We start from the raw sequence: 24,945 nt of genomic DNA on the forward strand, positions 1-24,945 counted from the left end.
AAAATTGCGTATGAAACGACGATAAATAGATAGTATACGATAAACAAGAAAAGCGATAAAAAAATGGTCAAATAAACCAAGGGCTGGCTTATTTGACCGCGGACATCAAATACTAAATGATGCCAAAATTTGATAAATAATAGAACGAATAAATGTTATTCGGAGGCTATGTCTTTAACATTAATCTTTTTTAATCTTGATTACATTCAAGTTTGGATAGCCAAGTGTAATCTCATACTCTTGTGAGCCACGTTTGGCTTCAATCTCAAACACGCCACGATTGTTCTTTTGTTCAAACTCGATATCTTTGACTCGATAACCCATACCCTCAACTTTATTGATAGCACGGCGTTTAATCGCTGGATAACGTGATTCGTTCTTGATGCTATCTTCATTTTTATAATGTTTATCTTTGTATTTGCCATTATCTTTATAGTCGTTTTTATCATCCCAGACATTAGACCAAGGTTTTTTGGTCGAGCTGATCAGCCTGAGATCTGGTGAGCTGTATTTTAGTTCATACGCTTGATTATTTTTCTTAGCAAGAACCGTCAGCACACGGTTACCGCGATAGCTCTCTGTTCTGATGTCCATCACGTTATAACCTTTACGGCGTAAATCCTGACGCAGCTGCTGAATGGCACGGTTGTTTTCAGCGTGGTTATAACCGCTATTGTCATTGTATATCGGATAATTGTCATAACCTGGACCGGCGACAGCGCAGCCAGCAGTAACGCCAATGAGTGAAAATGCAAGTGAGGCAGAAAGGACAGTTTTAAACGAGAAAGGTTTTAACGTTTTCATGATGGAATCTCCTAAGATATAAGTTGACTTAAAAAGTGCTTATATACAGTTGCAAAATTTTGTCAATATATAATGCAGAATAACGCTAACAATCATGAATAATACGCAAGATATGCTTATAATCTATGGACGTTTGTTCTTAATTACCGTTATTCTTGAAATATTTTCTTACATACACATAGTAAGACTTAAAGCTCATTAATACGTGTCATTGGTGTTAAGAAGTTGTAAATTTTGCAAATAATTGCGTAAGCGTTCGATACTTTGAGTGACTAAGATGTTGCTTAGAACAGCGAATATCGCTAACACTTAAGTGGTCTGTATTAATTTTTTCTAGCTTAAAAATAGATATTTATATTAAAAGCTATTAATATCATATGGTTAAGCCTATTAACCTTCTGGATTTAAACTGATGTAAGCATATGCTTACACGCAATGACGTTTACGCGACTTAACATTAGCTCAATAATTTGACACTATACACACACGGCATAAGGGAATGTGACTCAAGGATTGAGTTGACCGTATTAAGGATAATATTTCAACGGCTAGCATCAGGATGATAATAGCAATTGGATTAAGGACACATAACCCGTGTTGCAGGCAGATAATGCCACTAGTAGTAAAAAGGGCAGGATGCCCAACTGTCACAATATGCTCAATATCTTGCAAGGATGCAGCGATTAGAGCCGTGGTGGGTAACAAGGATAGTTAACAATAAAACCGCATAACAATTAATTGCTATGCGGTTTTATCGTGTCTGAGGTTTGAGGTTTGAGGTTTGTTCCTGATAAGTATCTGCTGATACACTGAGCATAAAAAAACCGCATTAGTTTCTAATGCGGTTTTCGTTTAAATAATCTGCCTACAAAAATTTTATCTTAACTCTTGTTACAAGCATCACTATTTACTAGTATTTATTTTCAGTACGCCATGCATCTACTTCACGCTCAGCATCATCTTTACTATGACCATAACGCTCTTGTACTTTACCAACGAGCTTATCACGGCTACCTTCAACATGTAATAAATCGTCATCAGTAAGGTCAGCCCATTTCTGCTTTGCTGAGCCTTTTACTTGGTTCCACTCGCCTTTTAGAGTATGTTCATTCATTGCTATTTTCCTTGTTTTAGTTATTGCGTCTTTTACAGTAGCTGTTATTGAAAAGTTAAATCAACAGGTTGCATCACGCTTTAGTATCCAAATTATTATTTATGATTCTTATTGCTAGTACAGTATTGCTGTTAAATAGCTTATTTCTTATATAGCGTATTTTAAATCACTTAACTGCGTTACAAATAGCCAATGGCTAACTTGTGCTACTAATATATGAATTTCGAAATGCTTTGTCTGTATGGACAATGTTGATACTGTTGCTCAATTATAAAAAAAATCGTGACTGTGTTATGAGCAGTCTAGTTATGTAATCATTAGGATGTTTTGTCAGTGAGGTACGTAACTAAGGTGCATAACTACAGTGCACACATTTGACTATGAGTTACAGCATCAGCGAGATATAGTAGGTAATAGACTGTCAGTGATCACAGTCTTAAAAAGGAATTCAGTATCGGTTTATTAAGAATGACAATATAAAACAGGGAGCGTGACCGTGGTGACTGAACAAACCAAATCCAAAGAGCAGACGCATTTTAGAACCTGTACTCTGTGTGAGGCAATGTGTGGTATCGAGATAAAGCATGATGGCAAAAAGGTTTTATCGATTAAAGGGGATAAGAGCGATCCATTTTCTAAAGGGTATATTTGCCCAAAAGCGACTGCCTTGCAAGATTTGCATGAGGATCCTGACCGCCTGCGTCATCCTGTTGAAAGAACGGCTAAAGGCTGGAAAGAAATTAGCTGGACTAAAGCGTTAGATAAAGTCGCAGCTGGTATTGGGGCAGTGCAAAAACAATATGGCAAAAATGCTTTTGGTGTTTATTTGGGCAATCCCAATGTACACAATCTGGGTGGCATGCTAACGATTAAGTATCTGCTAAACAGCCTCAAAACGCGCAGTCGCTTCTCTGCCACTTCAGTCGATCAATTACCGCACCATATCGTTAGCATGCATTTATTTGGGCATATGCTGCGTATTCCAGTACCTGATGTCAACCGTACTAATTATATGCTCATCATCGGTGGCAATCCGCTAGCGTCTAACGGCAGTATTATGACGGCACCAAACATGCGCCAAAAACTAAAAGACATTAAAGCACGTGGTGGCAAAGTCGTCGTCATCGATCCAAGACGTACCGAAACCGCTGTTATCGCAAGCGAGCATCACTTTATTCGTCCAGCGACTGACGTGTTGCTATTATTAGCGATGCTCAATGAGGTTTATTTGCAAGGCTATGCCGATAAAGCTAGCACCAATAATAGAGCAGCAGCACTCGCGCCAGAAATAGAGCGACTGGCAGATTTTGCCAAAGACTATAGTGCAGAGTCAGTTGCTGCTATTACGGGCATAGCTGCGGTTGACATCAAGCGACTGGTCACAGAATTTTGTGAAGCAAAAAGCTCGGTTTGCTATGGTCGGATGGGTATATCAGTGCAGGAATTTGGTTTATTAAGCCAGTATTTGTCTATGGTTATTAATATCGTGACGGGGCGCTTAGATGAAGTGGGTGGTTTGATGTTCCCGAATGCTGCAGTCGATGTGGTGAATAATTCTGGTCCGGGGTATTTGGGTAAGCGTCATAGTCGTGTCAGCAAGCTACCTGACTTTAATGGTGAATATCCCGTGGTTGCCATGAGTGATGAGATATTGATCGAAGGTGAGGGACAATTAAAAGGCTTTATGACTGTGGCAGGTAATCCTGTCTTGAGTACACCCAATGGCGAAAAATTAGATCAAGCCTTTGAAAAGTTGGATTTTATGGTCGCCATTGATTATTTTGTTAATGAAACCAGTCGCCATGCCAATATTATTTTGCCGCCAGTCTCACCGCTAGAGCGCGACCATTATGATGTTACCTTTAATAATTTTGCCATACATAACGTCGCTAAATATTCAAAAGCTTTGTTTCGTAAAAATAAGGAGGCCAAGCATGATTGGCAAATCTATCTAGAGCTGGCAAAGCGCTTGGATAAAAAAGCGTCTTTAGTAACCAAAGCCGAACGGCTATTGATAAAGCGGTTAGAACCAAAGTTTGTGCTTGATCAAGGACTACGGCGTGGACCTTATGCTGGCTTGACGCTAAGTAAGCTGAAGAGAAATACTCATGGACTTGAATTGGGACCGCTTAAAACCATGTTGCCGCAAGCTTTACAACATAAAGATAAGCAGATTCATCTCAACGTCGATTTTTACCAAGCAGATCTTGCCCGCGTGCAAGCGATGATGCAAGATTATGATGATAGCGAGATTTTATTGATTGGTCGTCGTCATGTCCGTAGTAATAATTCATGGCTGCACAACAGTCATCGCTTGGTCAAAGGTAAGCCGCGCTGCACCCTGATGCTACACCCTGAGACGGCTGAGCAGTACGGTATTCAAGATGGTCAAGATGTCAAAGTCACATCGCGCGTCGGTAGCGTAATTATTCCAGCAGAAGTTACTGATGAGTTGATGCCAAATGTCGTGAGTATTCCACATGGTTTTGGACATGGTCGCAAAGGCGTTAAGCAAAAAATCGCTCAAGCGCATGCAGGCGTCAGTGTGAATGATCTGACAGATGATACTTTGATTGATGAGTTAAGCGGTAATGCTGCTGTAAATGGCGTCCCTGTGCAATTGGAGGCTATACATGCAGAAGCTGCTGAGTCAGACAGTTCGAACTCTTTGTCACATTCAAAAGCCGAGTCGGGTAGCGCTGCATAAATGCAATCAGTACTATAGTTAAAGTTGGACTCGAAAGCGCTTATTTATAATGATAAGCGCTTTTTATTTACCTTATTAATTTGTCTTAGACTAAATCTAGATACCGATAAAATCAAAATTAACCTCAGGTATCTCGCCTTGTATTAGTAAGCTAATCGCTTTAGCCGAACCACATGCATGCGTCCAGCCAAGCGTGCCATGACCAGTATTGAGCCATAAATTATCAAAAGTGGCGTCAATATTTCGACTACCATGTCGGACTTTACCCATATGCGCGCGCCCTATTAACGGGACATTTGAGGGCGTCATTGGTCGTAACCCTGTCCAATATTGTACAGAGTTGGCAATGATGCCTTTGGGAAACAATTGCTGCACGCGGCGAGTGATGGCCTCACAGCGTATGGTATTCAAATCTAAGTTGTAGCCATTAAATTCTGCTGTCCCCGCCACTCTCAATTTATCACCGAGACGCGATGTGACCAGCTTAAATTCATCATCAATTAAGCTAACAAAGGGTGCTAAATGGGGTGCTCGTGGGTTGATTTGATAAGTGGCTGAGTAGCCTTTGGCAGGGAAAATAGGCAAATGCATACTAAGAGGTTTCATTAAAGCGACGCTATAACTACCAAGCGCCAATACATAGCTATCTCCACTAAAGGTTTGCGCATTTTCGCCTTTGGGTCGAATGGTAATGCTATATACGTGCGGACGCGCAGAGTCAGCATCCGTATTAATCGCTAAGATCTTAGTGTCGTATAAAAACTTAACGCCAGCTTCGGCACAGCGTTCAGCTAAACGCTGGGTAAATAGATGGGCATTTCCTGACTCATCATGGCTGGTATACGTCGCGCCTTTGAGCTTATGGGCAATGGGATAAAGTGCTGGCTCGAGACTAACGGCATTATTGATGTCAATCACATAACGCTCGCAGCCGAGCGCCTGCATACGCTCTGTAGGCGCTATCGCAGCATCAAACTCAGCTTGATCGGTATAAAAGTGCATGATACCGCGCGTTTGTTGTTCATAATCGATACCGATATCAGTACGCAGCTGCTGCAAAGTATCTCGTGAGTACAATCCCAAACGTACCATTTGCACCAAATTTGCATCAGCACGATCTGCGCGGCACTCTTGTAAAAACTGCATCGCCCATTTAATTTGCGCCTTATCCGCACGCAATCGATAAAGCAGCGGTGCATCCTCGCGAAACAACCATTTGAGTGCTTTTATCGGTGCAGTAGGATTTGCCCAAGGGGTCGCATGCGAGACTGATATCTGTCCGCCATTGGCAAATGAGGTTTGCATACCTGCCGCTGACTCACGCTCAATCACGGTCACATCATAGCCTGCTTGGCGTAGATACCATGCGGTGGTAACGCCCACCACGCCTGCTCCGAGTACCGCAATATGGGTCATAGATTACTCTGCTGCGATTGATGAAATTAGATGAGAGCGTTGTTATCTGGTATTACTTGGGGCGAGCAACATCCGCTTGTAACGCCAATGGTAAATCCAATATGGTCAGACTACTTTCAGCCAACTGTTCTGGACGAGCCACGACCAATGCCTCAAAGCCTTCACTAGTAGTGATCGCACTGACGACTTGTACTTTATCTAGTTTTTCACCAGCGGCAGGAGTTGTACCTGAGCCTTTTACATTTGTTCCTTTTACATAGTGCAAAAACGCTTTCGGCGCTGATTTAAAGTAAATACGGGCGATGACTTCTTGACCCAAATAACAGCCTTTATCGTAATCCATGCCGCCGCGCTGATGCAGACGCAACTCTTGTGGTTGGAATTCGCCTTGCGTTGCCGCTACTATCCAATAGTTACCAGTTGCGATACTAGACTGCATCCAAGCTTGGATATTCTCAGACGTATTGTGGTCGTCCTGATGGCTAAAAGTCGGCACTTCATCAATAACACAAGGATAAATAGGGATCGGGGCACTAGTATCAAACTTTGAAAAGGCACCGAATTTTTTTAAATGTCCTTGGAAAGCCTCAGCGCAATCTGCACTGATGACCACATCAAAATGCTTTTCCGCTTGTTTTTTAATCCAGATGCCAAATTCTATGCGACCTTTTAAATTCCCAATGGCAGCGGCTTGATAACTGAGTCCGAGCTTAGTGACATCACAAGTTAATTGTCCTTGCAAAAATTTTTCGGCATCCTCGCCTTGGATAGATAATTGGGAAAACTGTGGCAATGTCGCCGCATTGATAGATTGAGTCATTGTTATTATCCTTCTAAAAAGAGGTTTTTTATAAAGCACTAAATGTTAAGAATAAGTATCAAAAAATGATAGCCCAGATTTTTATGCCAAGATAAACAATTATAAAATCAGCTGAGGCTAAGAAGAGTACCACAAAAAACACCCTCATAAAAAACGTCATCGTTAAGATAGTTATCAAGCGTTAAATTGGGCACAGCCAGCGGTTTTCAAGCGTACAAATTGGTTAAAGAGTGCAAGTTACGGTACAATGTGAGCTCTGGAATAAACCTAATATATGATGGCTGCCGAGGGAATTATGAGCTTACCAAATTGTCCGAAATGTGATGCTGAATATACGTATGAAGATGGCGCGCTGCTGATATGCCCGATGTGTGCTCATGAATGGACAGTGGCAGAAACCGATGTAGCACAATCTGAAGATCAAGACGCGGTCATTCGCGATGCCGTTGGTAATGAGCTACAAGATGGCGATACCGTGACAGTCATTAAAGATTTGAAAGTCAAAGGCTCTTCAACCATCATCAAAGTAGGAACGAAAGCAAAAAGTATTCGTCTATTGCCAGATGCGACCGATGGTCATGATATTGATTGTAAGCTTGATGGCTATGGTCCGATGAAACTTAAATCATCGGTAGTTAAAAAAGCTTAAGCTACACATTTATTGTGAAAAAAATAATACAAATTACTGAATAGATAATCCCTAAGTATAAAATCACTAAATAGAAAACGATTAAATAGAGAATAACTATGAGCACTAAAAATGAACAACTATTCGCGCAAGCACGTAAGCATATCCCTGGCGGTGTAAATTCACCTGTCCGAGCTTTTGCTGGTGTCGGTGGCACACCAATATTTATGCACCGTGCTAATGGTAGCAAAATCTATGATACCGAAGACAATGCTTATATTGATTATGTTGGCTCTTGGGGTCCAATGATTTTGGGTCATGCCCATCCAAAAGTTATTGATGCGGTCAAAAAAGCGGCTGATGATGGTTTGAGCTTTGGTACGCCAACGCCATTTGAGACCACCGTTGCCGATAAAATTTGCGAAATCGTCCCGAGTGTTGAGATGATTCGTATGACCAGCTCAGGCACGGAAGCGACTATGAGTGCGATTCGTTTGGCACGTGGTTATACTCAGCGTGACAAAATCGTCAAGTTTGAAGGCTGCTACCATGGTCATTCAGACAGCCTATTAGTAAAAGCAGGCTCAGGCATGCTTGATATTGGTGAGCCAACCTCAAAAGGTGTACCAGCAGATTTTGCCAAGCATACTATTACGATTCCATATAACAATCCGCAAGCGATTAAAGACTGCTTTGAGAAATGGGGTGAGGAAATTGCCTGCGTTATCTTAGAGCCTATCGCTGGTAACATGAACATGGTGATTCCAAGCCAAGAGTTCCATGATACGTTGCGCGAGCAGTGTACTGCCAATGGCGCAGTATTGATTTTTGATGAAGTGATGACGGGCTTTCGTGTTGGACTTGGCGGTGCGCAAGCGCACTTCGGTATCGACCCTGATTTGACTTGCTTTGGTAAAATCATCGGTGCAGGATTGCCAGTTGGTGCTTTTGGTGGCAAAAAAGAAGTCATGTCTTGCATCGCGCCACTTGGCGGTGTCTATCAAGCGGGCACGTTATCAGGCAACCCACTAGCGATGCGTGCTGGTATTGCGATGTTTGAAGACTTAACGGCAGACGGTTTCTATGACGAGCTATCAGCGAAAGTAGACCATTTGGTTGATGGCTTCCAAGCGGCTGCTGACAAGCATGGCATCAATATGCGCACCAATAAATTGGGCGGTATGTTTGGTATGTTCTTTGTCAAAGACAGTGCGACGACTGTACCTCAAAACTTTGATGACGTGACTGAGTGTGATATGGAGTTATTTAATACCTTCTTCCACGGTATGCTTGATCGTGGTATTTATCTGGCACCGTCTGCTTATGAAGCAGGCTTTATGTCTATCAAGCATAGTAACGAAGATATCGAGGCGACTATTAAAGCCGCTGATGAAATATTTGCAGAAATGGCAAAAGCGTAACACAGCAGTTTTAGGCGTCTAAAAAAACCAGCATAGTGACAAGATTACTGTGCTGGTTTTTTTATGAATAATAAAGGCAGTTGTATTTATTGCACTTTATCAAACTTACGGTCTCTCAGACTTAAATTACCTCGCATTACGTCTACATACATACGAAAATCACTAGCAAAGCTTTTTAAAGGAAATTTAAAAGAGGCGGGTTTATTTTTTTCAAAGAAAAAATGTCCGACCCAAGCGCAAGCGTATCCTGCGGCAATACCTTTAAGTAAAGGTTTTGCTGAGCGATTCTTAACAGATTTTGCCAGTCCCATTAATCCAAAGCTACTGCCTGCAAAATGCAATCGACGGCAAGCCATATTTTGATGCTCATCAAGATAAAAGTCATAAAATGACGATTTGTCTGAGCTATCCATTTTTATCAGATTGTTCTGGCTGTCTTTTTCAGCAGTAATTTCTTTAGTTTGTGACGTTTGCGTAGGGGTGTTATTCATGGATTTGGCTTCCTTGTAGGTTATGTCTCATCTATCCGTAATGAGGTTTTTCAGTAGAATGAAATAGCTTGATACCATAAAGCTCATAGGTAAGTACTTGTTCTCTATTATAATATAGACAATAGTGGTGGTAGCAAGCCAATATTGAACAAATAATGGCTAATGGCAGAAGATATTTTTTGCTTCACAAAGTATCTATCCTGTTTTTAGCCGCTGTTTAGCGGTTGTCTTCGCTTACTTGCCAGCGTTTGGCATAAATGTTTTAATGGCAAAACTTGCCATCATTTATGTGATTATTATCTTTTTTATATATAGTATTCCTGACTTTAATCCAACGTACTTTCTATTTTAAAAGCCTAAACCCTTTTAATTATCTTTTGATCTGACACGGTAACGACCTCACTTATGCCCAAAGACAACCTAAAAAATCCACCACTCGCAGAAGATGAGCTGATGGCAGCCATTGATATTGGCTCCAATAGTTTTCATTTAGCCATTGCTCGCCTCGATCATGGTGAAGTGCGAAAAGTGGTGTCTATGTCTGAAAAAGTTCAGTTAGCTGCAGGACTGGATGAGCATAATATTTTGGGTGCAGCAGCGGAGCAGCGCGGTTTAGACTGTCTCAGCCGCTTTGTGGCGCGTCTAGATTCGGTGCCTCCGGAGCGTATTCGTATTGTTGCGACCAACGCCTTACGCCAAGCCAAAAATGCCAATGATTTTATCAGCCGTGCCAATAAAATCTTACCCAAGCCTATTGAGATTATCGCGGGACGAGAAGAAGCGCGTTTGATTTATTTGGGAGTCTCGCATACCAATGCCAGTAGTGACAAGCGTCTGGTTATCGATATTGGTGGCGGCTCAACAGAGTTTATTATTGGTCAAGAGTTTGATCCATTATTGACCGAGAGCTTACAGATGGGCTGTGTTGCCTTTACGCAGAAGTATTTTGCTGATGGGCAAATTACCAAAGAGGCCTTTAACAACGCCATATCGGCTGCGCGCAAAGAAGTACTGGCGATCAATGGGCGCTACCAAAAAGTAGGCTGGAGCAGCGCCATTGGATCGAGTGGTACGATTAAAGCGGTACGTAACGTCCTTGTTTCAAAAGGCTGGGCAGACGAGCAAGAGCGCATCACTTATAAAGGTGTTAAAAAGTTAGAAAGATTATTACTTAAAATTGGCAACGTTGATGACATTGATTTAGAAGGCGTCAAAGAGCACCGTAAAGCCGTATTTCCAGCAGGCGTTGCGGTATTACGAGCAGTCATGAAGGTGTTGGGCGTAGATGCTATTACTTACTCAGATGGCGCGCTACGCGAAGGTGTCATGTACGATATGCTTGGACGATTTGCCAGTGAAGACGTACGTGACCGCAGTGTATTGGCACTGATTAAGCGCTATTCAGGCGATAAAAAGCAGGCTAAGCAAGTAGTCAAAACCAGTCGCCACCTTTTTGGGCAAGTGCAAACTAAACTTGGACTCAGTACGGAAGATGGCGATCTACTCAGGCGAGCTGCATTTTTACATGAGATAGGATTGGCGATTGCTCATAGTAGCTATCATAAACACAGTGCGTATTTGATGGAACATTCTGATATTCCAGGGTTCTCACAAGTCGACCAAAAACGTATGGCACAGCTGATGTTGAATCATCGCCGTAAGCTCAAAGCAGATATGTTAGAGCAGACGTGTACTATCGGCGGCGATCAGCTGATTTATCTGTGCCTGCTGCTACGTTTGGCAGTACTGGCACATCACAGTCGCAGTGATTATGAATTACCAACATTAGAATTAAAAGTAGATGATGACAATCATTGGCAAATCATGGTTGGTGATAGCAGCGAGCACTATGCTTTCTTATTGTCTGATTTGCAGACTGAAATAGAACAATTTGCCAAATGGGGCGTCAAACTAAGCGTCATTGAGGTTTAATTTTTTATCAGCTAAAACTGTTAATAGATTACTTGATTAATGCGGTTAGAAATAACATAACAAAAGCGGTGTTGTCGGTAATGTTATGGCATATAAGATGTGCTATTATAGTTTTTATTGAGTTTACAACTGTACTTTCATTATCCTAAAACCGATAACGATGTTATTATTAAATATAACCATATTGAACATAGCTCTATTAAGTATAACTAAGAAAGGGAAGCGTCTATGAGTACCGTCTGGGATAGCGTTCAGCTTGCACGGCATGCCAAACGTCCATTGTTTATGGACTATGTAAATCAGCTGTTTACCGAATTTGATGAGTTGCACGGCGACCGCGCTTTTGCTGATGACAAGGCAATCCTTGGTGGGCTTGCACGCCTAAACGGTATGCCAGTGATGGTTGTTGGTCAACACCGTGGTCGCAGCACACGCGAGCGTATTGAGCATAACTTTGGTATGGCAAACCCTGAGGGCTATCGAAAAATCATTCGTTTGGTCAAAATGGCTGAGCGCTTTAATATTCCGGTTATGACCTTTGTCGATACCCAAGGAGCTTATCCGGGTATTGGCGCGGAAGAGCGTGGACAAGCACAAGCCATTGCTGAAAGCATCGCTGTGTTTTCTAGTTTAAAAGTGCCTATCATCGTCACCATTATTGGTGAAGGCGGCTCAGGTGGCGCATTGGCGATTGGCGTTGGTGATAAAGTTAATATGCTACAAAATAGTATTTACTCCGTTATCTCTCCTGAAGGCTGCGCTTCTATTCTATGGAAAACGGCCGAAAAAGCGCAAGATGCCAGTGAAGCCTTAAAGTTAAATGCTATCAATTTGTATCAAATGGGCTTGATTGATGCTGTTATCGACGAAGGCGAGGGTGCACATCTGCAGCCACAGCCAGTGATGAATGCGTTAAAGGCATTACTTGTTGCGCAAGTGAATGAGCTTAAAGATTTGGATGCGCATGAGCGTTGTGAGCTACGTTATGAGAAATTCAAATCGTTTAACTCAGAAGTCATGTTGCCTTGCTAGTATGTTCCATCGCTAAATAGTTGACAATCAGCTTTTAGCACTAGGGGCTTACGCTTAATGTTAAAATACAAACGTGTCATGTTATGGCGCGTTTTTTTGTGTCAATTAATTCATATACTAACTAATTAGCAAGGTCAATGATGAGCAGCAGCGCAATCCTACCATATCCTATTGAGTCAATAGCTGAACTGCCGATTGACGATAATTTGGCAGAGGCATTAGTGATCAGTATGTCTGAGTATGGCGAGCAGCTACAGGGTCGGCGAATTTGGCTTGCATGTAGTGGTGGGCGTGATTCACTAGCACTGGCGGCATTATGTGTGCAGCTCTATGGACAAGGCAAATTGCCATTTTTACCGCAATTATTGCATGTCAACCATGGCTTGCAAGCGGATAGCGCTATTTGGGCTGCGCATGTTGCTAACTGGGCAAAGGCTCAAAAGATACCATGCACTATTTTGCAAGCACACGTAAATGGACATGATGAGCAAGCCGCACGCCAAGCACGTTATGATGTGATGCGTGCGCAACTCAATCAAGATGATGTATTACTATTAGCCCATCATGCTGATGACCAAGCTGAAACTGTGTTGATGCGGTTTATTCAAGGCGCAGGAGTAAATGGTCTGTCGGGTATGCATCCGTGGCGTGTACAAACGCAGGACGCCCATCGCATCATATTATGGCGACCTTGGCTCACTATACAGCGCGCCAGTATTAGCGCCTATGCTCAGCGCCTAAAGCTGCCTTATATTGATGATCCCACCAATGACGGCGGTGATAACGTCCGTAGTGGACTGCGCCGTGACATCATGCCAGTATTAGCGAAATACAATCCTAACGTTATTGATAACATAGCGCGTAGCGCGCAGCTACTAAGCGATGCACAATTAACGGTTAATGCACAAGTGGCAAAAGATTTACAGTGGACAGAGGTAGCATCATTACAGCTATCATCTGCCCAGCGTGTGCTAAATATAGATGAACTACAAAAACTACCACTTTATCGCCAACGACAACTATTGCATTATTGGCTGGGTCAAGATGAGCCATTGCCGCCTGCTAAGCAGCTTGTCGATAACGTATTGAGCCTAAGCCAACGTGATGACCATGACCATCAAACGGAATTGTTTTGGCAAGGACGCGAACAGTCATATACTATTCGCCGTTATCGTCAGCAGCTTTATCGTCTAAGTAGCGACTGGCTCAAATGGTTAGAGTTGCCGCTTGCCGAACAGACGCAGAGCTTGTTGATTAATACTGAGTCTAATCTTATTGGGGCAGATGTTCATGCAACTGGAAGACAACCCGTTCCAATTAATTTACGCAATGATGATAAATTCACTTGGCAATTACAGATTCTGCCAAATGAAGTAATGCGACTATTAGAAAGCGATAAAGATAAGGTTGCGATCACTTTTGCGCCATTACATCGCAGCACTCGTATCCAAACCGCATTGGCGTCGCGTCCACAATCGGGCAAAAAGCTCTATCAAACCTTAGGTATTCCATCATGGATGCGTGAGAGTTTGGTAGTCGTTAGCGTGACTTTGATAAATAAAGAAAGTAGTGAAAACGAGCTTTTAGAGAACGATTGCCCGATAGAACAACCTATTTTATTATTATCACATCTTGAAAACTGGGTGTTGGATGGTGCTAAGCGGTTAACTAATACTGTAAATAATTCTTATAGTATAGAAAGTGCTATTAGCAGCTGTTTAACCGTACCTAGCTCGTTTTGATGTTTGTTACTCAAAGCCTTGAGTAGGGTAGATCTTCATTTTTTTGATCATTTTGATATCTACTATTTGTGTATCTTTATAATCTTCTTCACTTTTTTCACCATTACAGACAAAGCCGAATTTTTTATAGAAATGAATGGCAGGCGCGTTATTCTCTAATACCCATAAATAAAAATTTACATTGATATTAAAACTCAATATGGCTTGTAATGACCTTTTCATCAATTCGGTGCCTATACCTCGCCCATGATATTCTGATAAAACATAGAGAGTTGTAATTTCATAGCTATTATTTTTAGTAAAATACCCAATAAATCCTAAACTCTTATGATTAGCATCATAGGCTATCCAAATAATGACATCAGGATGATTAATCAATTCCTGCCACATTTTTGTTTTTTCACTAAGGTTGTTTTGATTATTGATATAAAGATCAGGTAGCAGATTCAAGTAGGCGTCATGCCAACTTTTGCAATGGATATGAGCAATATCCGCAAAATCTTTTGAATGAGCTTTACGAATGCAAAACATGTTTTTCCCCTGTACCACTCTACCTAAACGACTTTTTAATCTAACAGGTAAGCTGTGTGATATTCGATGTTAATTTAGTATCTCAATTAAACGGTAGTACTAGTAGTACTATTAGTTAGCGTTTGAATTTCCCGAACAGCGCCAGTAGCAGTATGGTAAACTGAGTGTCATTTTACCTATCATTAGGTTAGTTTGAATACCTTTGGATTTTTGAATAGGAGACATGTATGTCAGTATTAGATAATAAGAAAATCAGCTTTATCGGTGGCGGAAATATGGCGCAGGCTTTGATTAGCGGGCTTGTTAGCTGCGGTGTCAAACCGAGTCTGATTACCGTTTCTGATCCGAGTAGCGAGGCGCGCGAGCAATTGGCTGCTAAAGGATTGAATACGGTTGATCCGGCTGCCGATGCAAAAGCTGCCGTTATCGATGCTGACATTGTGGTACTGGCAGTCAAACCGCAAGTGATGAAAGCGGTAGTCAGTAGCTTTTCGGATATCTTAGACAAACAGCTGGTGATTTCAGTGGCAGCAGGTTTGTCAACTGAGCTTCTATCTGACATGTTGGGTGGCTATGACAATATCGTCCGCGCGATGCCAAATACACCTGCGATGATTCAAATGGGCGCAACGGGTCTGTACGGTACTGATAATATTTCTGCTGAACAGAAGCAATTGGCAACGGCGGTCATGGAAGCATCAGGATTGGTCATGTGGGTCGATAATGAAGAACACATGCATGCGGTAACTGCTGTATCAGGGTCAGCGCCAGCGTATATGTTTTACTTCATTGAATCCATGATTGACGGTGCAGTGGCTTTAGGTTTGGATAAAGAGCAGGCTTCAGCGCTCGCTATGCAAACCATGTTGGGCGCGGCAAAAATGGCAATGGGTAGCGAAGATGCGCCAAGCGAGCTACGTCGTAAAGTGACCTCACCAAACGGCACAACCCAAGCCGCCATTGAATCAATGCAAGCCAATGACATTGGTCGTCAAATTGGTGAAGCCATGCAAGCGTGCTATGATCGCAGCCAAGCCTTGAGTGAAGAGATGAGCAAATAATCATCTTTATAATAGAGGTAGTATTTTATAAAATGCGACCTCTGACTGGTTATAATAAATGCCTGATAATGACATTCGTCATCCTCAAACCTGTTAATAATGTCACATTGAGTAGCGCTTCATGAACAACATGTTATTGCAAATTTTTGATTTGGTCACCACCTTCGCCATGATGTTGGTGTTTATTCGTTTTATGCTGCAGTTTGCAGGGATGGATGCCAGCAATCCTATGATTGCGCCTGCCTATAAAGCGACCCATATCGTCGATGTCTTTGGACGTATTTTTCCAACCGTTGCACAAGGTCGTATTAGTATCGCTGCCATCGTCCTGATGTTTTTGATTCGCCTGATTGATATCGCAGGAAAAGCAGCATTAACACATAAGGGTATTGCGCCAGTCCCATTGTTTTTTACCGGTACTATCAGCTTGGTTTTAGACTTTTTACGCATGTGCCGCTACTTGGTGATTGGTTCTATCATCGTTAGCTGGATTGTGGTTTTTACACAGTCTCAGCATCCGCTTATTGGTATTATTGTTAATTTAGCAGAACCTATTTTGGCACCGTTTCGCCGTATTACGCCAAACTTAGGGATGATTGACCTATCACCGATGATTGCCTTTTTCGCCTTTTACCTACTCGAAATCTTTATAGGTGGTTTGGCATCAAGCTTTATGCCAATGTTGGGTTAAGCCAGTTAAGTTAAAAAGATTTTCGGAATAATAAAATAACGAACATAAAAAAGGCGCTCTATACAAGATAGAGCGCCTTTTTTATGTTCGTTATTTAGATAAAATTATACGATAAATACTAAGTGCTAAAAGCGCATAAAGCGGTTGGGTATCAATTGCGCTTTAGCATCCTCAGGGTGCGGTGCATCAGCGGCACGCAGCGTCTTGGTAATCCAGTTATCCGCCGCTTTTACCGCATCAATAAGCGCATCACCCATCGCTAAGCGCCCAGCGATAAAGCTCGCTAGTGAACAGCCAGAGCCGTGAAATTCGCCTTTTAGACGTGGTAAGACACTTTTATGTACCATATCGCCTTTTATGTATAAATACTGCTCAATATCACCGCTATCGAAGTCGTGTGAGGTTTTGACCAGTACTGCATGAGTGCCTTGTGCACATAACTTCTGAGCACCTATATGTAAGTCTTGTTCACCACTCAAGGCGCGCAGCTCATGAGTGTTAGGGGTAATCAAGGTGGCATAGGGTAGCAGCTGTTTAAAGGCGCTGACTAGCGTCTGCTCATCGCCTAAGCTACCACCACTGTTGGCGACCAATACTGGGTCCAATACAAAAGGAGTACCCTTAACAATAATCTCGTCAGCAAATAATTGGCTTAGCATAGCAATATTGTCAGTCGTACCAAGCATGCCTGACTTGATGACGGCAACAGGCAAATCATCGAGCACTGCTACCGCTTGAGAGTTGACCAAACTTGCCGTACATGCTTCAAAGCCAAATACCTGTTGCGAGTTTTGTATGGTAATAGCCGTACAAGCGATAGCAGCATGAGCGCCTGCTTGACCGATGGCTTCTATATCCGCTTGTAATCCAGCACCGCCTGAGGGGTCTAAGCCTGAAAAGCACAATACGACTGGTCGCATAACACATCCTTTGATATCTTTTATAATAAGTGGTAAATACTATAGCCATCTACTGTCAAAAAAGCCATAAAGACCGATAAATCGATAATTATGCAAAAAGCATGATTAAAAGGACAGACAATGCTTGCAATTCGTTTTGGCTTTGCTATAATACTCGCCCACGGCATAAGACGTATTGTTAGCATCAATACTATGTTTAAAGAGGTGTTTTTATAAAAAATACTTTGATAAGTGTCTTAAATCGTTAGGTGAAGTGGGTGAGTGGCTGAAACCAGTTCCCTGCTAAGGAACCATACGTGTAAGCGTATCGAGGGTTCGAATCCCTCCTTCACCGCCATTTATTCGTTGTTATTAGAGTAATCACGCGAAAACAGCGTTAATTATCTTCTGTTTTGTTAAAACAAAAATTAATTTGATTTTAACGAAAAAAGATATTGACACAAGCGAAATTATCTATATAATGACCAACCTAATTTACTGTAATTGTTATTAACAAAGCAGTAAATGATGTGTAAAGTACGCGCTTGTAGCTCAGTTGGATAGAGCACTTGGCTACGAACTAAGGGGTCGGGAGTTCGAATCTCTCCAAGCGCACCATTTTACATCATCGCTTATTTACTAAATCAATCGCCTGTCTTATGACAATTTGGCGGTTTTTTTACGTCTGCGATTTCTTTATATCCAATCGACTATCCTGAGTATAGTGTACGATAAGTGCCTGAATTACGGTACAATAGCGCTATTATTCATTGCTTGCTATGAGCTGGTACCATGTCAAAGAGTTTATCTAAACGCCCGTCTAAATCCGCTGCTAAAGCCAAAAAATCTGCACCTCATACCTCTGAGGTTGAAGAGCTAGCGATTGCTAAACCCAGCACCCGCATGGCAGCGATTCTTTATGATGGTATGCTGATTTTAGCATTATTATTTTTGGTAGGGACGGTGCTGACGGTGATTGGCACCTTGTTGACGATGGAGACGGGTAGCGAGTCGTCACAAGCTCAATCACTGCCAACATGGTATCAAAACGTTATTATGACACCCTCTTTTATCCTGACGTTGGTAGGGTTTTATGGGTTGTTCTGGCGTCGTGGTGGGCAGACATTAGGTATGCAGACTTGGCGGCTTAAAACCGTTAATAACAACGGTCATCTGCTCACGTGGGGGCAATCCTTTAAGCGTGTTCTAGCAGCTAGTATCATGCCACTTATATTTGGCCTCATTGGTAGTGTCATCGGTGGCTCGCGCGCTATTTTATTGACCAGTGTCTTTCTGGGCTTTGTTTTTAATTATGCTTTTTGCCTATTCAACTCACGTGGTCTCGCAGTGCAAGATATGCTATCTAATACCATTACCTTAAAAATGCCAAAAACAGAGAATGAAGGACTATGGCGAGTGATTAGAAACCGCAAGCGAGGAAAATAAACCGCATTATCATTGCCATAGTCTGTCAACATATTTTAAACCTTACATGTTGGCTGTTTGCATCAACCATAAAGTATAGCCGACAAAGAATAAGACCAAAGTCGAGCCAGAAGCGCGACCGAATGGACGCTTACTCATAAAGGCAAAAACCGCCATAGCTACCAGTAAGAGCGTGACCAGACCCATCGCCAATATATCACGTGATAAGATAATTGGGCTGACTGTGATTGGCGCTATAAGCGCTGCGAGACCAACGACGCCCAAGGTGTTAAATATATTAGAGCCGATAATATTACCCAGTGCCATGTCGTGCTCACCTTTACGTGCGGCTGATAAGCTTGCGACCAATTCAGGCAGCGAGGTTCCAATAGCAACAATAGTCAGACCGATAATCAGCTCGCTCAATCCCCAAAACGTTGCCAGCTCAACGGCGCCCCAGACGATGGCTTGCGAGCTTGCTACCAGCATTGATAAGCCAATGACTAAACTGCCTAAGCCGCGCATCAAGCTAGGATGGTTGTCCTCTGTACCGCTCAAATTTTCTGTGGTAGCTTCTTCATCATTTGATTTGCTTTCACGTAAACTAAGAATGATCTGAATTCCCAACACAATAACCAATGATGCCAATAGTACTAGACCATCAGTTAGGCTTAATAGCCCATCACGAAGCTGCCACGCTGCCAATGCAGTGATGACTACCAGTATTGGCAGATCGCGCTTGATGACACCTTTATGAATGATAATAGGGCTAATGAGTACCGTTGCACCCAAGACCAAAGCAATATTGATGATATTAGAGCCATACGCATTACCCAGTGCTAGCTCAGGGCTGCCTTCCAATGCTGCCAATGCAGACACGACCATCTCAGGGGCAGATGTGCCTACTCCTAATATGATAACCCCGATTAAGAAGCTGGGCGCATTAAACTTTTTTGCCAATGCTGTTGCGGCATCAATGAAGACATCGGCACTCCAAACAAGAATCGCAAGACCAATCAATATTGCAATAACTGCCAACCACATTTAGATAACTCCTTCGTTAGAGATAAAAAACAGATATTGGATTTTGAGCAAGCTTATGTCATATAAAAATGGCATAAAAAAAAGCTGAATCACAATCTGGATTCAGCTTCGATATAAGTACAAGTATTTTAATGGGATTTTGACAGAAATGGCAACCGTGTGACCATGTATTTACTCATGGTTTATGTAACAAGTTCTTAAATGATTTTCTTAGGCCACTTGTACTGGAATAATATTTGCGGTGTCTTTAACTGTATTGTCTTCATTGCAATACACCAGTCTTGGCTGATACGTTGACGCTTCAACTTCATCAAAATGTGCATAGGCACAGATGATAACGATATCGCCTAGGTCTGCCATATGAGCCGCTGCACCGTTTAAGGAGATAATACCAGAGCCCGCTTCAGCGCGAATAGCATAGGTGCGAAAGCGTTTGCCATTGGTGACGTTATAGATGTCGATAGATTCGTTTTCACGCAGACCGGCAAGGTCTAACAAATCACCGTCGATACCGCATGAGCCTTCATAGTGAAGTTCGGCATGAGTAACACGGGCACGATGTAATTTGCACTTGAGCATATTAAGTAGCATAGATTGCTTCCTTAGTGTAACGGATATAAATGAGTCAAATCAAAACGTTAATGGGGATTAACTTGCTAAAATAAAAGGCTATTATAATTGAAACACCATTCATTCAGGTAATTTAAAACCATTAATTTGCGAACGTGCTTTTTCGACATCACCGCCTAATAGCAAAGGCAGGGCGTCAAAAGCAGCAGATAATGCACTATCAATAGCAATCTGCTCATCTGGCGCAGCTTTTGAAAGCACATGACCACTGACTTTAGACTTGTGACCCGGATGACCAATACCCACACGCAGACGATGGAAGTCGTTACCAATATGGGGGGTTATGTCACGCAGACCATTATGACCGCCATGACCACCGTCAGTTTTGAGTTTGATGCTACCAGCAGGAATATCAAGCTCATCATGGGCGATTAACAGCTCGTCATTATCAATGCCATAAAATTTAACCATGGGCACGACCGACTGACCTGATTTATTCATAAAAGTCAGCGGCATCAATAGACGCACGTCATGCCCATGAATCTGCCCGCGTCCTGTCACTCCATGGAATTTTTTGTCGGGGGCGAGAGTGATATTAAACTGCTGAGCCAAATGAAGGACGAACCAAAATCCTGCATTATGGCGCGTAAACATATATTCCTGACCCGGATTACCAAGACCGACTATAAGCTTTATGGCCATAAAAACACCCTGCTTGACTATAATAAATGAGTGGTCAGGTCTGATTTCTCAAACCTTACTTACAAAAACAGCAGGAGATATTCATCACCTGCTATTTTTTGACTGAACGAACCTTACATTATATAGACAACAATAAGTCGCTATATAAAGCCGGTTTATTACTCGCCGTCTTTGCTTTCGTCAGTACCTTGCTCAGTTGCAGGTACGTCAGCGGCATCCACTTCAGCAGCTTCGTCAACTTCTTCAACCGTTGGTGGCTGCATGTTCACGATCGTACGGTCATGACCATCTTCTAATTCAAGCTCAGCAATAACCACGCCTTCAGGAAGAGTGATGTCTGATAAACGGAACAAATCGCCAATTTCCATACCAGATACATCTATTTCTAGATATTCAGGTAACTGTGATGGTATGCAAACGATTTCGATGTCAGTTACTAGTGTTGATAGAACACCACCAGCCTTAGTACCAGGCGCTTCTTCACGACCAGAAAAATGAACAGGAACATTCATGTTGATTTTCTGACCTTTCACAACGCGCTGGAAATCAGCATGCATTGGGAAACCTTTAGCAGGATGGCGTTGCAAGTCTTTAATAACTACTTGATGCTCTTCGCCATCTACATTCAAAGTCAAGATGTGTGAGAAAAACGCTTCAAATTCTAGTGATTTTACTAGCTCATTGATTTTGATAGAGATAGCTGTTGGCTGCTCACCACCACCATAGATGATAGCAGGAACTAGGTTCTGCTTACGTAGGCGGCGGCTCGCACCTTTACCTTGAAGCTCAGCAGAACGATCAACTGCGTTTAATGCAAAATGATTAATAGTCATGGATGTAATCCTATAAAAAAATGATGAAGTGTCTGGTCATAAAAAAGTGGATTTGCGACCAATCCACTAATACGTGATGATAGCTAGTATTTGTCGTGCGTGATAAACGCCGATAATCAAATCTAGCCATGTGCTTAACCTAATGATTGCCATGATAAAAATTATCAAGAAAATCATTATTTTAAACGTGATCAGCACTTTTAATAATACCGACTGTTTTAAATCATAAAAAACGGTCAGCACAGGCGCGCATTATACGTGATTAGCTAATAATAAGAAAGACCTACGTAAAATAGCTGGGCAAAACCTTTATGCAAGATCGTTATGAAAAACACCTATACGAACAACAGCGCAAAACTGTTAATTGACATCATTAAATAAAAAAAGCGCCAAGTAATGAAACTTGGCGCTTTTTTCAATCTACGATAACTCTTAAGCGTCAAACATGGCGCTGATAGATTCTTCGTTATTAATACGGCGTAAGCTTTCAGCCAACATTGGCGCGATGCTCACTTGACGAATCTTGCTGCAAGCTTTGGCTGCATCAGACAATGGAATGGTATCAGTAACGACAATCTCATCCAATTCTGATTCACTGATGTTCTTAAGCGCATTACCAGATAGGACAGGGTGGGTGATATAAGCCACTACGCGGCGTGCACCGTTTGCCTTGAGTGCTTCGGCAGCTTTACATAGCGTGCCAGCCGTATCGACCATATCATCAACGATGACACAATCACGGTCACGGACGTCACCAATAATGTGCATCACTTGCGACTCATTGGCACGGGCACGACGTTTATCAATAATCGCCATGTCAGTATCGCCCAACTGCTTAGCCATCGCACGTGCACGAACCACGCCGCCAACGTCAGGAGAGACAACCATGATGTTGTCATAATCTTGTTTTTGTAGATCGTTAAGCAATACAGGCGTGCCGTAGATATTATCGACAGGGATGTCAAAGAAACCCTGAATCTGATCTGAGTGCAAATCAACGGTCATCACACGATCGATACTAACGATGTTCAACATGTCAGCAACGACTTTAGCAGAGATAGGCACACGAGCTGAACGAGGGCGACGGTCTTGACGGGCATAACCAAAATACGGCATGACTGCTGTAATACGACCAGCACTAGAGCGACGCAAAGCGTCTGCCATCATCATGATTTCCATCAAATTGTCGTTGGTCGGTGCACAAGTAGGCTGCATGATAAACACGTCTTTACCGCGCACGTGTTCTTTGATTTCTACGGCAATTTCGCCATCAGAAAAACGCGTGATGTCAGCTTTACCAAGAGGTATATGGAGATGATCGGCTACGGTTTTTGCTAATTCTGGGTGGGCATTGCCCGTAAAAATCGCCAAATAAGGCATGACAGAAGTCCTATTGATTGACTCAAGCAGCGACCGCTAAGCAGTGTCAAACTGCTCAAATTCAGAAAAGAGTGGTGAAAAAGATTGATGACTACTATTACAGTAAAAAATGGCAGGGGTAGCTGGACTCGAACCAACGGATGTCAGGATCAAAACCTGATGCCTTACCAACTTGGCTATACCCCTGTAATGTCTAGGCTGTGTACGTCGATATCTAAAAGCAACTTTTAATAAAAGTCATTATTAGAATAGCGTCACGACCTGTTCGTTATCTGATAAACGGAAAAACCGTCTAAAACATAACTTTTCCCTAACGGTGTTCATTGCGAACTATACCGAAACTGGGATAACATTGTCAATGTCAATAAGATAAGCGGCTGTCTATAAACTGCTTATAATAAGTACACATCAAATGCTTTGAGCTTAAAAATGGCAGGGGTAGCTGGACTCGAACCAACGGATGTCAGGATCAAAACCTGATGCCTTACCAACTTGGCTATACCCCTATTGAGGCGACCTATTATAATTAAATTTTCAGATTTTGCAAGTCATTTGCGCCTTTTTATAGCTTTTATTAAAAATAGGTCAAAAATAAAACGGATATTGGATCCATAAAACTTTTTACGCTGTATTTATAGTCCTCTTATTTTCACACTATAGCTCAAATCTAACTCATAAATTACGAACTAAATAGGCAGGACAGGGCGCCTCTTCAATCCACTTTACCAAACGCGCTTTATCAGATATCACACCTGCATCCAAAGGCAAAAATATGGCGCTACCGGAACCGGTCATACGAGCTGTCCCTGACGCTTCTTTTTCTAACATTTGTAAATAGCGTAGTGCTTCATCGACGGCAGGAGCAAGGCTAGTGACCACTGGGGTAAAAACATTTTGATAAGGCGTGTTTAAATGTTGCACATAGTCATTGGACTGGTTTTGAATGGTCTTAATTGATAGCGGGGCGATATCTCGCTGTAGCTTGGGGTGCGCAAAAAGCTCGGCAGTATTAACATGAGCATTAGGGGTCAATACTAAATACTGTTGCTCAGGTAAATCAATCGCTGTCAGCTCTTCGCCAATGCCCATCGCAATAGCATCTTGTCCAAAGATAAATATTGGCACATCAGCGCCAATGCTTGCGCCAATTTTTATAAGCCTATCTTGATCAAAATTAATCTGCCATATTTTATTTAAGACTAATAATGTCGTCGCGGCATTGGATGAGCCACCACCTAAGCCTGCGCCCATTGGTAAGTGCTTATCTAACCTCACTGACACTTGCGGTAGATTCTTAGGTAGCGAATTTGAGTCTATGGCAGCTGTCAGTAGGGCATTAGCCGCTTTAAAGATCAAATTGTCCTCTATGCTGCTGGTTATGGTGTCGGCACCACTTAGCGTAAGCAGCTGACCACACAGGCTACTATTATCTACAGCGTTATTGTCTGCTACGCTATCAATAGGAATTATTAATTCATCTGCTACTGAAAAATGCAAATAATCGCCCCAATCGAGCAAACGAAATACCGTTTGCAAATTATGATAACCATCAGCGCGCTGACCGGTAATATGCAAAAATAAATTAATCTTTGCTGGTGATAGGCGAGTAATAACCGATGCAGAAGTCGTGTTTTTAGTCATAAATGCTGGTCACAATTCTCAGGTGCAATTTTAAAACGCAAATAGCCATTTATAAAAATGG

Annotated in this window: 22 protein-coding genes and 4 tRNA genes; 11 read left to right on the forward strand and 15 right to left on the reverse strand. The window is 42.2% G+C overall.

What is annotated here, in order from left to right; all coding sequences use genetic code 11:
• Window positions 1-180 precede the first annotated feature (180 nt).
• Window positions 181-804, reverse strand: a complete 624-nt coding sequence (locus tag FQ082_RS05960; protein ID WP_149492410.1) for a hypothetical protein — start codon at window positions 802-804, stop codon at window positions 181-183.
• A 910-nt stretch (window positions 805-1,714) separates the two neighbouring features.
• Window positions 1,715-1,918, reverse strand: coding sequence for a CsbD family protein (locus FQ082_RS05965; protein WP_011512540.1), 204 nt, complete (start codon window positions 1,916-1,918; stop codon window positions 1,715-1,717).
• Window positions 1,919-2,414: 496 nt separating this feature from the next.
• On the opposite strand from FQ082_RS05965, the gene FQ082_RS05970 reads away from it, so the two are divergent.
• Window positions 2,415-4,625: a molybdopterin oxidoreductase family protein gene (locus tag FQ082_RS05970; RefSeq protein ID WP_149492411.1), complete on the forward strand. Its 2,211-nt coding sequence runs from the start codon at window positions 2,415-2,417 to the stop codon at window positions 4,623-4,625.
• Between the two features lie 96 nt (window positions 4,626-4,721).
• On the opposite strand, the gene FQ082_RS05975 is transcribed toward FQ082_RS05970, so the two are convergent.
• Together FQ082_RS05975 and FQ082_RS05980 are read right to left on the reverse strand one after the other, a co-directional pair.
• Window positions 4,722-6,041, reverse strand: a complete 1,320-nt coding sequence (locus tag FQ082_RS05975) for a D-amino acid dehydrogenase (RefSeq protein WP_149492412.1) — start codon at window positions 6,039-6,041, stop codon at window positions 4,722-4,724.
• A gap of 52 nt (window positions 6,042-6,093) precedes the next feature.
• The gene (locus FQ082_RS05980) at window positions 6,094-6,861 is read right to left on the reverse strand and encodes a YgfZ/GcvT domain-containing protein (RefSeq protein WP_149492413.1); all 768 of its coding nucleotides are present in this window, start codon (window positions 6,859-6,861) and stop codon (window positions 6,094-6,096) included.
• A 295-nt stretch (window positions 6,862-7,156) separates the two neighbouring features.
• On the opposite strand from FQ082_RS05980, the gene FQ082_RS05985 reads away from it, so the two are divergent.
• Window positions 7,157-7,510 (forward strand): zinc ribbon domain-containing protein YjdM, encoded by a 354-nt coding sequence (locus tag FQ082_RS05985; RefSeq protein ID WP_149492414.1) that lies wholly within the window; start codon window positions 7,157-7,159, stop codon window positions 7,508-7,510.
• 98 nt (window positions 7,511-7,608) lie between these two features.
• Complete coding sequence (gene hemL / locus FQ082_RS05990; protein WP_133103902.1) at window positions 7,609-8,910, forward strand: glutamate-1-semialdehyde 2,1-aminomutase; 1,302 nt, start codon at window positions 7,609-7,611, stop codon at window positions 8,908-8,910.
• An 86-nt stretch (window positions 8,911-8,996) separates the two neighbouring features.
• Here hemL and FQ082_RS05995 read toward each other — a convergent pair whose 3' ends face one another.
• Window positions 8,997-9,401, reverse strand: coding sequence for a DUF962 domain-containing protein (locus FQ082_RS05995; RefSeq protein ID WP_149492415.1), 405 nt, complete (start codon window positions 9,399-9,401; stop codon window positions 8,997-8,999).
• A 405-nt stretch (window positions 9,402-9,806) separates the two neighbouring features.
• On the opposite strand from FQ082_RS05995, the gene ppx reads away from it, so the two are divergent.
• The 3 genes from ppx to tilS all read left to right on the forward strand — a co-directional run bounded on the left by ppx (window position 9,807) and on the right by tilS (window position 14,107).
• Window positions 9,807-11,333 carry an exopolyphosphatase gene (gene ppx / locus FQ082_RS06000; RefSeq protein ID WP_149492416.1) on the forward strand — a complete coding sequence of 509 codons (1,527 nt, stop codon included), beginning with the start codon at window positions 9,807-9,809 and terminating at the stop codon, window positions 11,331-11,333.
• Between the two features lie 228 nt (window positions 11,334-11,561).
• A complete protein-coding gene (locus FQ082_RS06005) occupies window positions 11,562-12,365 on the forward strand; it encodes an acetyl-CoA carboxylase carboxyltransferase subunit alpha (RefSeq protein ID WP_149492417.1) in 804 nt (267 codons plus the stop codon).
• Window positions 12,366-12,505: 140 nt separating this feature from the next.
• Window positions 12,506-14,107: a tRNA lysidine(34) synthetase TilS gene (gene tilS, locus FQ082_RS06010; RefSeq protein ID WP_149492418.1), complete on the forward strand. Its 1,602-nt coding sequence runs from the start codon at window positions 12,506-12,508 to the stop codon at window positions 14,105-14,107.
• 6 nt (window positions 14,108-14,113) lie between these two features.
• Here the strand turns inward: tilS and FQ082_RS06015 are convergent, their stop codons facing one another.
• Complete coding sequence (locus FQ082_RS06015; protein WP_149492419.1) at window positions 14,114-14,638, reverse strand: GNAT family N-acetyltransferase; 525 nt, start codon at window positions 14,636-14,638, stop codon at window positions 14,114-14,116.
• A gap of 227 nt (window positions 14,639-14,865) precedes the next feature.
• Here FQ082_RS06015 and proC point away from each other — a divergent pair, with 227 nt between their 5' ends.
• On the forward strand, window positions 14,866-15,699 hold the full coding sequence (proC, locus tag FQ082_RS06020) for a pyrroline-5-carboxylate reductase (protein ID WP_149492420.1): 834 nt from the start codon (window positions 14,866-14,868) through the stop codon (window positions 15,697-15,699).
• Between the two features lie 121 nt (window positions 15,700-15,820).
• Window positions 15,821-16,390, forward strand: coding sequence for a YggT family protein (locus tag FQ082_RS06025; protein ID WP_011512552.1), 570 nt, complete (start codon window positions 15,821-15,823; stop codon window positions 16,388-16,390).
• Between the two features lie 125 nt (window positions 16,391-16,515).
• Here FQ082_RS06025 and FQ082_RS06030 read toward each other — a convergent pair whose 3' ends face one another.
• Window positions 16,516-17,310 (reverse strand): hydroxymethylpyrimidine/phosphomethylpyrimidine kinase, encoded by a 795-nt coding sequence (locus FQ082_RS06030; protein ID WP_149492421.1) that lies wholly within the window; start codon window positions 17,308-17,310, stop codon window positions 16,516-16,518.
• Window positions 17,311-17,557: 247 nt separating this feature from the next.
• On the opposite strand from FQ082_RS06030, the gene FQ082_RS06035 reads away from it, so the two are divergent.
• From FQ082_RS06035 to FQ082_RS06045, 3 genes are all read left to right on the forward strand, one after another.
• Window positions 17,558-17,647 (forward strand) — tRNA-Ser (locus tag FQ082_RS06035).
• Between the two features lie 183 nt (window positions 17,648-17,830).
• Window positions 17,831-17,907 (forward strand) — tRNA-Arg (locus FQ082_RS06040).
• A gap of 174 nt (window positions 17,908-18,081) precedes the next feature.
• A complete protein-coding gene (locus FQ082_RS06045; protein WP_011512554.1) occupies window positions 18,082-18,735 on the forward strand; it encodes an RDD family protein in 654 nt (217 codons plus the stop codon).
• 42 nt (window positions 18,736-18,777) lie between these two features.
• Here the strand turns inward: FQ082_RS06045 and FQ082_RS06050 are convergent, their stop codons facing one another.
• The 8 genes from FQ082_RS06050 to ispE form a co-directional block, all read right to left on the reverse strand.
• On the reverse strand, window positions 18,778-19,758 hold the full coding sequence (locus FQ082_RS06050; RefSeq protein WP_149492422.1) for a calcium/sodium antiporter: 981 nt from the start codon (window positions 19,756-19,758) through the stop codon (window positions 18,778-18,780).
• 210 nt (window positions 19,759-19,968) lie between these two features.
• On the reverse strand, window positions 19,969-20,349 hold the full coding sequence (gene panD, locus FQ082_RS06055) for an aspartate 1-decarboxylase (RefSeq protein ID WP_011279481.1): 381 nt from the start codon (window positions 20,347-20,349) through the stop codon (window positions 19,969-19,971).
• A gap of 99 nt (window positions 20,350-20,448) precedes the next feature.
• Window positions 20,449-21,030, reverse strand: coding sequence for an aminoacyl-tRNA hydrolase (pth, locus tag FQ082_RS06060; RefSeq protein ID WP_011512556.1), 582 nt, complete (start codon window positions 21,028-21,030; stop codon window positions 20,449-20,451).
• Window positions 21,031-21,188: 158 nt separating this feature from the next.
• Entirely contained in the window at window positions 21,189-21,863 is a 675-nt protein-coding gene (locus FQ082_RS06065; protein WP_011512557.1) for a 50S ribosomal protein L25/general stress protein Ctc, read from the reverse strand.
• A gap of 432 nt (window positions 21,864-22,295) precedes the next feature.
• Window positions 22,296-23,243 carry a ribose-phosphate pyrophosphokinase gene (locus tag FQ082_RS06070; RefSeq protein WP_011512558.1) on the reverse strand — a complete coding sequence of 316 codons (948 nt, stop codon included), beginning with the start codon at window positions 23,241-23,243 and terminating at the stop codon, window positions 22,296-22,298.
• Between the two features lie 110 nt (window positions 23,244-23,353).
• Window positions 23,354-23,429: transfer RNA gene (locus FQ082_RS06075), tRNA-Gln, on the reverse strand.
• Between the two features lie 244 nt (window positions 23,430-23,673).
• Window positions 23,674-23,749 (reverse strand) — tRNA-Gln (locus FQ082_RS06080).
• A gap of 166 nt (window positions 23,750-23,915) precedes the next feature.
• Window positions 23,916-24,884, reverse strand: a complete 969-nt coding sequence (ispE, locus tag FQ082_RS06085; protein ID WP_149492423.1) for a 4-(cytidine 5'-diphospho)-2-C-methyl-D-erythritol kinase — start codon at window positions 24,882-24,884, stop codon at window positions 23,916-23,918.
• Window positions 24,885-24,945: the final 61 nt, after the last annotated feature.

Origin of the sequence: Psychrobacter sp. ANT_H56B (assembly GCF_008369245.1) — a bacterium.
GTDB lineage: Bacteria > Pseudomonadota > Gammaproteobacteria > Pseudomonadales > Moraxellaceae > Psychrobacter > Psychrobacter cryohalolentis.